This window comes from Gemmatimonadota bacterium, assembly GCA_009838845.1.
Taxonomy (GTDB): domain Bacteria; phylum Latescibacterota; class UBA2968; order UBA2968; family UBA2968; genus VXRD01.
Genome location: VXRD01000009.1, coordinates 18398 through 29409 on the forward strand (window position 1 = coordinate 18398; position 11012 = coordinate 29409).

Annotated in this window: 7 protein-coding genes; 6 read left to right on the forward strand and 1 reads right to left on the reverse strand. The window is 54.5% G+C overall.

Going from position 1 to position 11012, the window contains the following annotated elements; all coding sequences use genetic code 11:
* Positions 1–16: 16 nt before the first annotated feature.
* Genes F4Y39_01140 through F4Y39_01155 form a run of 4 tightly spaced genes read left to right on the forward strand, consistent with a single transcriptional unit; the run spans position 17 to position 6370 of the window.
* Positions 17–874 carry an alpha/beta hydrolase gene (locus F4Y39_01140; GenBank protein ID MYC12309.1) on the forward strand — a complete coding sequence of 286 codons (858 nt, stop codon included), beginning with the start codon at positions 17–19 and terminating at the stop codon, positions 872–874.
* Positions 875–895: 21 nt separating this feature from the next.
* Positions 896–3100, forward strand: coding sequence for a hypothetical protein (locus tag F4Y39_01145; GenBank protein ID MYC12310.1), 2205 nt, complete (start codon positions 896–898; stop codon positions 3098–3100).
* A 23-nt stretch (positions 3101–3123) separates the two neighbouring features.
* A complete protein-coding gene (locus F4Y39_01150) occupies positions 3124–4392 on the forward strand; it encodes a hypothetical protein (GenBank protein ID MYC12311.1) in 1269 nt (422 codons plus the stop codon).
* Between the two features lie 16 nt (positions 4393–4408).
* Positions 4409–6370: a hypothetical protein gene (locus tag F4Y39_01155; protein ID MYC12312.1), complete on the forward strand. Its 1962-nt coding sequence runs from the start codon at positions 4409–4411 to the stop codon at positions 6368–6370.
* 13 nt (positions 6371–6383) lie between these two features.
* On the opposite strand, the gene F4Y39_01160 is transcribed toward F4Y39_01155, so the two are convergent.
* Positions 6384–7445 carry a hypothetical protein gene (locus F4Y39_01160; GenBank protein MYC12313.1) on the reverse strand — a complete coding sequence of 354 codons (1062 nt, stop codon included), beginning with the start codon at positions 7443–7445 and terminating at the stop codon, positions 6384–6386.
* Between the two features lie 108 nt (positions 7446–7553).
* Here F4Y39_01160 and F4Y39_01165 point away from each other — a divergent pair, with 108 nt between their 5' ends.
* Both F4Y39_01165 and F4Y39_01170 read left to right on the forward strand, forming a co-directional pair.
* Positions 7554–9707 (forward strand): fibronectin type III domain-containing protein, encoded by a 2154-nt coding sequence (locus F4Y39_01165; protein ID MYC12314.1) that lies wholly within the window; start codon positions 7554–7556, stop codon positions 9705–9707.
* A gap of 128 nt (positions 9708–9835) precedes the next feature.
* Positions 9836–10894 (forward strand): LacI family transcriptional regulator, encoded by a 1059-nt coding sequence (locus F4Y39_01170; protein MYC12315.1) that lies wholly within the window; start codon positions 9836–9838, stop codon positions 10892–10894.
* Positions 10895–11012 lie beyond the last annotated feature (118 nt).

An 11012-nucleotide genomic window follows, 5' to 3' on the forward strand; every position in this document is an offset into this window, starting at 1 on the left:
TTTTCAAGGGGGAAAAATGGGCGAACCGACTTTTCAAGATGTGGCGTATGGAGATCACGAGCGGGATGTGGTGGATCTGTATCAGGCAGATTCGGAAGGTCCGACACCGGTGTATATGTATATTCACGGCGGAGGATTTCGGGGTGGGGACAAAGCAGGGATTTCGCAGGTGTTGCTCAAAGGCTGTCTGGAAGCGGGTATTTCTGTGACGGCGATCAATTATCCGCTTTCAGGAACGGACCGGTATCCGGCGGCGATGGAGCACAGCCGGCGGGCAATTCAGTTTATCCGGTCGAAGGCAGAGGAGTGGAATTTGGACGCTTCTCGAGTGGCGGCTGGAGGTGGATCTGCGGGGGCCGGGATTTCGATGTGGATCGGGTTTCGCGGGGAAGAAGCAGAGCCGGAAAGCGAAGATCCGGTGGGCCGGCAATCCACGCGGTTGACGTGCGTGGCGTCGTGGCAGGGGCAGTGTTCTTACGATCCGCATTTTATTCGGACGATTATTTCGGGGCCGGCGTATGCACACGAGGCGCTGCAATTATTTTTTGGATTTTCGCCCGAGGAATTCAACAAGCCAGAGGCCTGGGCGATGTTTGAAGCGGCTTCGGCAATCAATTATGTGTCTAAAGACGCGCCGCCCGTGATGTTGTGGTACACCACGCCAAATTTGCCGATGGATCCCGAGCCGGATGCGGGGCAGGGAATCCACCATCCGATATTCGGACAGGTGCTGAAGGAGAAGATGGATGCGCTGGGCGTGGAGTGCGTGGTGCGGATGCGAGAGGATGTGTTAGAGGAGGATCAAGGGGCGATTCAGGCGCGGTTTTACTGGGAGACTGTTGAGTTTTTGAAGCGACAGTTTGAAATGGGTTGAATGAAAAAAAGGAGATTTGACATGGCCATTGATCGCTCTCACAACCTGGAGGCGCTTTCGGTGCGGGATGGGCACAAGCCTTATGAGAAGCTGAAAAATGGAGATGCTTACGCATCTGAGCGCACGATTTTTCGGGATACGGGAACGCATGCCGAGGTGTGGAAACTGACGCATGATCCGGCGATTTCGCGGCATATTTATTACGATATTCCAGCGTGGAATGCCGATGGTTCCGCATTGTTTTTTGTGTCGCGGCGACCGGGCGAACACGGGGGAAACTGGCTTATGGATGCGGATGGAGGGCGAATTCGGGAATTGCATATTCGCGGCGAAGAAGGACGGGTGCCGCGGCCTTTGTGGAGTGGTTTGGAGCCGGACTTGATGTATTATTCCGCCAATCGCGGCTCTCGAACGGTATTCTGTTCAGTCAATGTAAAGACGGGAAAAAGGTGCGAACTCGCGTCGGTAGATCTGCAACACAACGTGGAGTTTTGTCCGCCGAGCAGCGATGAGAAGAAACTCCTGGTGCGGGGGCGAAAGGATCCGGATCAAAAGGTGTGGACGGTTTATCTGATCGATATCCAGAGCGGAAAACAGCGAGAAGTACCCATTGAGGGCAATATTCACCGGCTGCGGTTCACGCGGGGGGCAGATTATTCCATCTTTTACAATTTGAACGATCCGGTCAAAGAGGTGAGGCTGGGCAGTTATATCATCCAGGCGGATGGAACGGGTAAAACAGAGTTGCCCTGTGGACAGGCGGGACATCCGGATTGGGCGCACGACGGGCATGCATGGTCTTATGCTTCAGAGTCGAGTATCTGGGTGATGGATAAAGATGGCACGAATAAGCGACAGGTCGTCGATCTGTCGGGTGGCATGCACGGGGGATGGAGTTTTGATAACGAGTGGATTGTTTCAGATGTGACGGATAGAGGGCCATACGCCAATCAGATTTTGCTGATTCATACTGAAGAGCGGGGGCGAATTCACCGGATCTGTCACCACAATAGCTCCTATCAGGGCTGGGACGCAATGCATCCGGATGCCGAGTCCACGCATCCGGCGCCGATTGTGAGTCCCGATGGGACCAAGGTGGTTTTTGATTCGGATATGGTGGGGCTGTGGGGCGAGGTGTATGTGGTTGTGCTGAGAAGACCCGATCCACCGGTAGGATTACGGGCTGAATGGGGCGATCAGGGGGTGAGGCTGACGTGGGAACGTCCCGCGCGCTCAAAAGAGTTGAAGGGATATTACGTTTACCGAAGTCGAGAATCGGGCGAGGGATTTGAGCAGATCAGCGAGGGGATTGTGATTGAGGGGGCTTTTGAAGACAGGACGCACAGGGAGGGTACGGCGTTTTACCGGGTGGCAATGGTGGAATATTCCGGTCTGGAGGGGCGACCTTCTGCTGAAGTGCGGGTGGGAAGTGAGCCTTGGGAAGAGTCTGTGCGGCTATTTGTCGAACCGGAACTGGGGCGGCGAGAAGGGCTAACCGACCAGTTCGATGGACGAGCGTCCAATCTGTATTTTGTGTCGTTGAAGGATAGTGAGCAGTCGGGATGGGTACACATGGATGTGGATGTGCCCAGGTCCGGATCCTATGGTCTGTGGGCACGGGTGGCGGGAAAACTGGGTCGCATTTTGGGATTCAATATACGGTGTGATGACCGGGAGGTGGGGTGCTGTGAGGCAGTGGTAGATGGTTGGGGATGGGTGCGGGTGCTGGACGCGCGCGGAAGACCTGTTGTGCTGAATCTGGATGGGGGCGCGCATGTGTTGACGGCGACAACATCAGATCGGGATGTGAAGCTGGATCAATTGCTGCTGACTGATGATACCGCATATCTCCCTTCCGAAAAGGGTGGGGAAGATGTGGTGGCTCCTGCGCAGGTGACGGGGGTAGATGTGGAGACTGGCGATGTGTCGGAATTACAGGTGACCTGGGCACCTGTGTCGGATCCGGATTTCCATCACTACAATGTGTACACCAGCACAGATCCCAATTTTGTCTGCGACCAGCGCACCCTGATTGCCTCACCCTCAGAGCCGGGGTGGATTGACTGGGGGTTGCCTTCGGCCACGCCTTACTGGTGTTCGACAACGTATTATTACCGCGTGACGGCCGTGGATCGGGTGGGCAATGAGTCGGTACCTTCCGAGATAGCCTGGGGGCGGACGGGGATTCATTCGTGGCGCTCGCTACAAGCAATGAAGAAAGCGTAGGATTTTTTTAAAAGGAGTGTTCTATGATCACCGCAGGGGTTGCATGTCTGGATGTCACACCACCGCTGGGTACGATGATTCCGGGATCGTTTGAGGATCGGTTCGCCGAGAAAGTGCGCGATCCATTGCATGTGCGCAGTTTTGTGGTGGAACGAGAAGGGGAAGGTGTGGCAATTGTGGTGTGCGATTTGATCGGGGTGAAGCGGGATTACCTGGACCGCGCTAAGGAACGGATCGCGAAGGAGACGGAACTGAGTGCAGAACGGGTTTTGATTTCTTGCACGCATACGCACACGGGGGCTGTCACGGGCGATGATGCTTATACGGCGTTTTTGATTGATCGGATTGCCGATGCGGTGAGGCTGGCGTGGCAGAACCGAAAGCCAGCGCAGGTGGGGTTTGGACGGGCTTTTGAAGACCGCGTGGTTTTTAACCGCCGCTATCGCATGCGCGATGGATCGGTGCGCACGAATCCCGGAGTGAGCAATCCCGATGTAGTGGCGCCAATGGGACCTATTGATCCGGAGATTGGCGTGCTGTGTTTGCAGGGGGTTGATGGGGGGGCGATTGGTTTGCTGGCCAATTACGCGCTGCATTATATCGGTATGCCCGAATCCACGTATTCGATTTCTGCGGATTATTTTGGGATTTTTTCAACGCTGATTCAGCGGATGCGGAATGCCTCTTTTGTCGCTGCGCTTTCAAATGGCGCGTGTGGGGATATCAATAATATAGATGTGCTGGGGGATAAGCGCCCTGTGAAAGACCGTTCTCTGCATGCGGAACGGGTGGCGGGTTTGATTGCAGCGGGCGTTCTGTGGGCGTGGAATGAGATGGATTTTGCGTCCGATGTGTCTCTTAGGGCGGCGATGCAAGAGGTGGTTCTGGCGCGCAAGCCAGCACCTTCTGAGGCTGACCTTGCGCGGGTGAGGGAGATTGAGGCCATGGAGCGGCCCACGATGGCCGAACGCGCTTTTGTGCGTCGAATAACCAGGCGTATGGCCGATGTGCCGGATCGGGTGCGGACATGGGTGCAGGCACTTCGCATTGGGGACCTGGGGATTGCGGCTGTGCCGGGGGAGTTGCTGGTGGAATTGGGGTTGGATTTGAAAGCCCGGTCTCCGTTTTCGCAGACTATAGTGATCGAGTTAGCCAATGATTCGGTGGGTTATTTGCCGACGAGGCAGTCTTATGAAGAAGGGGGATATGAGCCGGAGGCGAGCGTCTTTGCGCCGGGGTGTGGCGAGCAGATTGTCGATGTGGCTTTGGGGCTGTTGAAGCAGTTGCGATGACCAAAAAGGTTGGGAGATGGCTACCTATGAAAAGCAGGTGGTGGAAGAACAAGCTGGAGCACTCCGAGAACGGGTGACGGGACGCGCGCTGGTGATAGGTGTGCTCACGATTGTGGGGATGGCGCTTTTCATGTCCTATTTCGGGCGGAATCTGGTGAAGAATTATATGCCCGTAGCGGTAGCTTTGCCGTTTGTGGTGTGGCTGGGGATCAATACGGTGTTGAAGCTGTTTGCGCGGGGGTGGGCACTGTCCCGGATGGAGATGTTGACGGTGTTTTTCATGGTGTGGTTGGTGGGGAATTTGCCGGGTATTGGGTGGGCGATGTATATGGTGACCGATATTGCGGCTCCGGCTCACTATGCCTCGCCTGAGAACCGGATGCGAGAGGTAGTGATGCCCTATTTCCCGCGCTGGCTGTTTCCCGAGGAATCGGAGGCGGTGATCGGGCAGTTGTTTACCGGGGTGGAGGTGGATGGGGCTATCCCGTGGCTGGCCTGGGTCCGGCCGCTGTTCTGGTGGTTGATGGCGTGTTTGTCGCTGGTTGGGGCAGGGTTTTTTTCGAGTGTAATTTTTTACAAACAGTGGCACGAGAAGGAGCGGCTGGTTTTTCCGATGGCGACGTTCCCGATGGATATGCTCAGGCAGTCTGCAGGCAGTCGGGTGCCGGATGTGTTTAAGAATAAGGTGTTCTGGATTGGGTTCGGTTTCGTGGCGGGGATTATTGGCTGGAATATCATCGGGTATTTCGCGCTCAGCTTGCCGCCTATTACCCTGTTTTATTCGACTACATACAAAGCCGTGCCCCTGGGACATCATTTTCCGGATTATTTTTTGCGGGTGCAGCCGATGATTATGGGGCTGGCGTATTTGTGCCCGCTGGATATTCTGTTCAGTTTCTGGTTTTACGATTTTGTGAATATTTTGAAAAAGGGGTTGCTGAACCGCACGGGGTTTACGGTGGGTTTGCCCGGGCAGCCGGCGATGGGCGGCGAGATCGCGATGCTGGAATCGCACGGGGCGCTGGTTTTTCTGGTGGGATGGTCGGTGTGGGTCGCCAGAGGGCATTTGCGGGAGACGTTGCAAAAGGCGTTTGAAATGGGGCGCGAGGGTGATGACGGGGCTCCGGTTTCTTATCGCACGGCGTGGCTGGGATTGTTGTCTTCAGCGGTGTTTTTGGGCGGGTGGATGGTGTCTACCGGTATGCGGTTTCCCGTGATGCTGGTGCAGTTATTGTTGCTGTTTATCTGTTTTTTTGGGATTACCAAATACGCGGCGACTACGGGATTTATTTTTTTGTCTCCTGCGGGAGGAAAGGGAGCCGATGTGCTCCTGGCTCTGGGCGGAACGTCGAATCTGCCACCTGCAACACAGACGTCTATCTGGCTGGTGAATAGCAACGCGCTTTGCGGGGTGCCGATTCGGATTACGTGTATTCCTTCGGTGACGCATTTTTTTCGGATGTTGGGCGATCACCTGCGGCGGCATCCACTGATCTGGGGGTGCATCCCGGTGGCGTTTGTGACGGGTTTTGTGGTTTCTGTGGGCGCACAGCTTTACCGGTGTTATACCGAGGGTGGTTTGAATGGGCACATGGCGCTGTGGGACTGGGGTGTGCTGATGGGCAGGGTGTCGTTGATTGAGGGGAGCAAGCTGACGGTGTTCGATCCGCAGAAGTTGGGGGTGTGGTTTTTTGGGTTTGCAGAGGCAGGCGTGCTAACTTATTTGAAGGCGCGGGTGTCCTGGTGGCCTTTTCACCCGGCGGCGATTGCTTTGCCCGTGGGGCGATACGGATTTTGTTTGCTGATTGTGTGGTTGATGAAGACCTTTGTCATACAGTTTGGGGGCGTGAGTCTTTATCGGCGGTCGCTACCGTTTTGGTACGGGGCAATTGTGGGATATTTGTTCGGGATTGGGGTCTCCAAGGTGGTGGATATAATCTGGTTTCCAGATGCGGGGCATGGGGTGCACGGGTGGTGAGGGTTTTGAAGGCTTACGAAAGACTATCCAAGAACTCCTGTGGGATTTTTGCACCATAGACCTGAGGGTGACCGCTGCGGTTGGAGGTGTAGATGAGCCACGCGTTGTCAGAGGTCATGTAAGGATGGGTGTGCGACCACTGGTTGTCGTCGTGTTCGGTGCGGCTGAGGACGAGGCATTTGTGACGACCCGAATCGAGGGAACCGATGTGGATGGGGATGTTTTCTTCTTGGGTGGCGTCCCCAACCCAGTATCGGCCACAATGGGAGACGCTGACGTGACCGAAGCGGTGGGGAGTTTTGCTAACCAGATTTGGGGCATTGTCGCGCAAGCCCGCAGTCCAGACGTTGCCTTCGCTGTCTTCGTCTTGTCCCGTGGAGATGAAGATGTGGTCGGTTGTACCAATCCACGCTTCGTGGCCGGTGGGGCGCGGCGTGTGGGGGCGATCGACGGGAAACCAGGTGATGCCTTCGCGGTCGGGTTCAAGGGCGCCGAGGTGGACGAATTTGACGTCGGGCATTTTATTGGCTTGAATGAGGATGCGGTTGTTGCCGTCGAGGGAGAATTGTTCGTGTTTGAAGTGGTAGTCGTCCCGCTGGGCAAGGGTGTTGCTTTTCCCGGTTGAGAGGTCTGTACACCAGACTTTGCTCGATCCGCCTTCGGGATGGACACTGGCAGCGTAGTAACGCCCGTCCTGGGACGTGGTGCCATAGCTGAATCGGCCCTCTTCGGTTGGCAAAGTTGTGATGGCTTCTTTTTCGAGGGTCTGATAGTTGCAGCGTTTGAGTACGAGCGCGTCCCCATCTTGCTGCTGGTAATAGAGGTGTTCGCCCCAGGCATGGAAGGCGGGGAAATGGGGTGCTTCGGCGAGTACAGTGTGGAGACTGCCGTCCGCAAGGTCGAGGAAGGACAGGCCGCCGTCCTGATCGTTTTGGGGGTAATATCGGATTGTGACGCGGCTTCCATCAGCCGAGGAATAGGGTTGTTCGCCATAGATGTTGTCGGCGGGGCGGGGATCGTCGATGAGTTGGTGGATTTCAGCGCCGGAGTTGGGATCGGTTTCGATGAGTTTCATGGCGTGTCTCCTGGGAATGGCGGTTGGAGGGAAGATTTGAGGAAATATAACATGTGTGTGGATGATCCATCAAGCGATTTTCCGCTTTGATCAGAGGGAGGTTCGGATATGGTACTCAAAATTTTAGATACGGCTGTCAATTGCGTCACCCTGCGGGTGGCGTGCAAGGACACTCGGGGGATGCGAATTTATCGCGCGGATCGGGCGGATGGTGTGTTTGAAGAAGTCGGTGTTATCCGAGAGGATCGGTTTGTGGATGTGGCGGATTTGATACCGGGGAAGATTTATTATTATATCGCCGTTGGTTCTGATCGGCATCCAGAGCAGGATGAGTTGAAGGATATGGAACACGTTGAGGCGCTGGTGCCCCGCGCGCCTTGTGAGAAACAGGTTGAGCTGACGGAGAAGGCAGAGGTGTTTGAGGTTCGGATGGGTGGATATGTAGATGAGTCGAATGCCGTGACTCTTGGACCAGAGGTGTATTGTCCGGGACCAAATTCGAGTATGCCGCCTTATGATCAGGTGTTTGAGCCAAATCTGTATGTGGTGATCGAGAATACGGGTGAAACAGATCTGGTGAATCCGTGGCTGATGGCAAATGGACAGCGGGATTGGTGGTCGGTAGAGGCGATGGCAAAAGAGGCGATAGGCGGGCGGGATCTGGACGAAGAAGAGCGGATGATGGCGTTGTGGCAGTTTGTCGTGGATGAGGTTTACGACAGCCGATGCGGGATGTCGTGGTATGACGATGTGAGCGATCCGGTGAAGTTGTTCAACGCGTATGGGTTTGAGGGGTGTATAGGGTATGCGATTGCCACGAGTCGGTTAGGTGAGGTGATGGGGGTGAAGTCGAGGGAGGTGTGGGTTGGCGGTATTCTGGATGGGCACGGTCGAGGGCGGCAGTGCAGTCATACGATTTTCGAAGCGTGGGCGAATGGGGCATGGCATTTGCTCGATACAGATCAGATGGTGTTTTTCTTAAAACGCGATAACCGCACGGTGGCCAGTGTCGCCGATCTGGCGCGGGATCCCGACCTGATGAGCAGGTCGCACAGGAATCTGGGGCTGGCGGGAAAGGATATGGCGGAGAAGGATTATTACAGCGCGCAGTTCAAGAATCGGGAATTTGTGTATCCGACCAATCCGAGCGGTGCCTGGACTCGGGAAGATGGTCGTTTGCAACAGGATACGACGCAGTTGCCGCCGCCCCATACGATGGCGATGCGCTTGCGGCCGGGCGAAAAGTTGGTGCGCTATTGGGATCAGGTGGGTAAGACGGTGGTGCGAGGGCGTCGGTTGCATCCGGAGGTGCGGTATTCCAATGGCAAGCTGGTCTATCGGCCCGATCTGCGAAATCCGCTGGCGCTGGGGGGGTTAGAACAGCAGGTGAATGTGGTACAGGACATGTCGGAGCGGTTGCCTGCTGTTCATCCGATTCAGGAGCAGCGCGTTTCCCGAATGATCTGGAAGGTACATTCGCCATATCCCATTGCCGGGGCGCGGGTGGGTTTGTCCTACAGGCGGGCGAGCAGGAAAGACGGGCTTGAGGTGCTGCTGTCTCTGGATGGAAATGACTGGCGGTCGGTCTGGGTGGCAGCGGGACATCGGACAAGTGCGTGTGTGGATCTGGACTGGTATTTGAATCCGGCTTTGTTCGACTGGCGGGGAGATTGGGATCCGGGATGGCGGGTTGGACCGCGTTACGAATATTATGTTCAGGTGGCGATGTGGGCTGGTGAAAATGCCGGCGATGTGGGGGTGGATAAAATCTGGTTTGATACGGATTTGCAGTGTGCAACGCGATCTTTGCCCTCGCTGTTCTGTGGTGAAAATCACATTCAATATCGAGACGAGACAAAGGGTAAGCGGAATGTTCGGATAACTTATGGATGGCAGGAGGAGCATTGTATCAAACCGCCGGATATACCCGAACCGGTGTTTCCAGATGATGACGCAGAGTTGGATCAGACGGATTTTGAGTTTCGCTGGAAAAGTCCTGGGGGAAATGAGTCACAGGTGGATGATTATCACGTACAGGTGAGCAGGTACCCGGATTTCCGGTGGTGCGTGTGTCCCACTTTTGACCGATATGTGAGCCGCACGGCATACGTGGGGAAGACGCGCTGGCAACCGCAGTTTGCAGGGCTGTTGAATCCTGGCGAGCGATATTATTGGCGGGTGCGCGCGCGAAATACACAAGGGATGTGGAGCAATTGGAGCCGGGTGTGCGCGTTCTCGCTTCACAGTTTTCAGGAGGATTAGCGATGTCCAAAGAAGACATACAACCGGCACCGTTCCACGGCCTGGTAGAACAGGCAAAGCGATTAGCAAAAAAATAAACCTGATTTGTTAGCATATCTCTGCGAAAATTGTTAAATTTTGTAGTGTTTATGTCGTTTACCTGGCAAAGGGATTATCTAATGAACAAAAGGTCTGTTACCATCAAAGATATAGCAAGGCAGTTGGGTATTTCGTATTCAACAGTCTCACGTGCGCTGTCTCCAAAAGCTTCGATATTGGTGAAGGAGGAGACACGAGAACTGGTGCGACAAACAGCCGCCGATATGGACTACAATCCCAATTTGATGGCGCGGGGGATTGTGACGGGAAAAACAGGTACACTGGGGTTGCTGACCTACCAGATTTTCCAGGAGACATTTGGACATCAGACCGATCAGATAATGAAGGTGGCTGACGAGTATGATTATCAGATCATGATGGGAGTGGCCTCTAACCGGATTCCTAAAAATCCACGAGATGACCAGATTATACAGGTCAAGCAGTTGGTTTCCTGGGGCGTAGATGGACTTTTAATTCATACGCGAGGGGACGAAGGAGAGTCAGAGCGTATTTTGGATGTCGTTAAGGGACGCGTGCCAGTAGTGACATTTTTTTATCCAACTCAAAATTTGAGTGGGGTCATATTGGACCTTGTATCGGATTTTTACGAGGCCACAGAGCATTTGATCAAATTGGGACATGAGCGGATCGGGTTTCTCGGATCGCACTGGAATGATAACACCCCGCTTTCAAACCAGGGCAAGGGGTATGGCTTGGCGATGCAAAATCACGGCCTGACGCCCAACTACACACCTGTCAGTACCATCAATGCAGAAGCGGGGTATCGCCTGGGCAAAGAACTCGGTAACCAGTTTACTGCTCTTGTGTGCCGGGACGATTATACGGCCATAGGCGTTTGCCGAGGGTTATGGGAATTGGGTATTCGCATACCCGATGATGTGGCTGTGGTGGGTTATGGGGATATTGACGTTGCGGCTTATATGACGCCGGCTCTGACCACTCTGGCAATGCCATACGAGGCGATTGCCCAAGCTGCGATGGATCTGATGCTGGAAAAACTCGAGGGACAGGATACGCCTCGTCAAGTGACCTTGAGATCGCGTCTGGTCGTGCGGGAATCGTGTGGCGCTAATAAAAGTAAGGGATGACAGAAAAAATACTTGACAATAGACTTAATCTTAGGAATAATTGTAATATATTTGATATATTTTTAGAAAGTTGTATGCAAGCGTGTGCAAAAATGGGTATAAAAAGTCGAACGGGGGC

Excerpts from the sequence above, each read along its gene's own strand:
- F4Y39_01140 (MYC12309.1), top strand. The coding sequence starts at position 17 with ATGGGCGAACCGACTTTTCAAGATGTGGCGTATGGAGATCACGAGCGG.
- F4Y39_01145 (MYC12310.1), top strand. The coding sequence starts at position 896 with ATGGCCATTGATCGCTCTCACAACCTGGAGGCGCTTTCGGTGCGGGAT.
- F4Y39_01150 (MYC12311.1), top strand. The coding sequence starts at position 3,124 with ATGATCACCGCAGGGGTTGCATGTCTGGATGTCACACCACCGCTGGGT.
- F4Y39_01155 (MYC12312.1), top strand. The coding sequence starts at position 4,409 with ATGGCTACCTATGAAAAGCAGGTGGTGGAAGAACAAGCTGGAGCACTC.
- F4Y39_01160 (MYC12313.1), bottom strand. The coding sequence starts at position 7,445 with ATGAAACTCATCGAAACCGATCCCAACTCCGGCGCTGAAATCCACCAA.
- F4Y39_01165 (MYC12314.1), top strand. The coding sequence starts at position 7,554 with ATGGTACTCAAAATTTTAGATACGGCTGTCAATTGCGTCACCCTGCGG.
- F4Y39_01170 (MYC12315.1), top strand. The coding sequence starts at position 9,836 with ATGTCGTTTACCTGGCAAAGGGATTATCTAATGAACAAAAGGTCTGTT.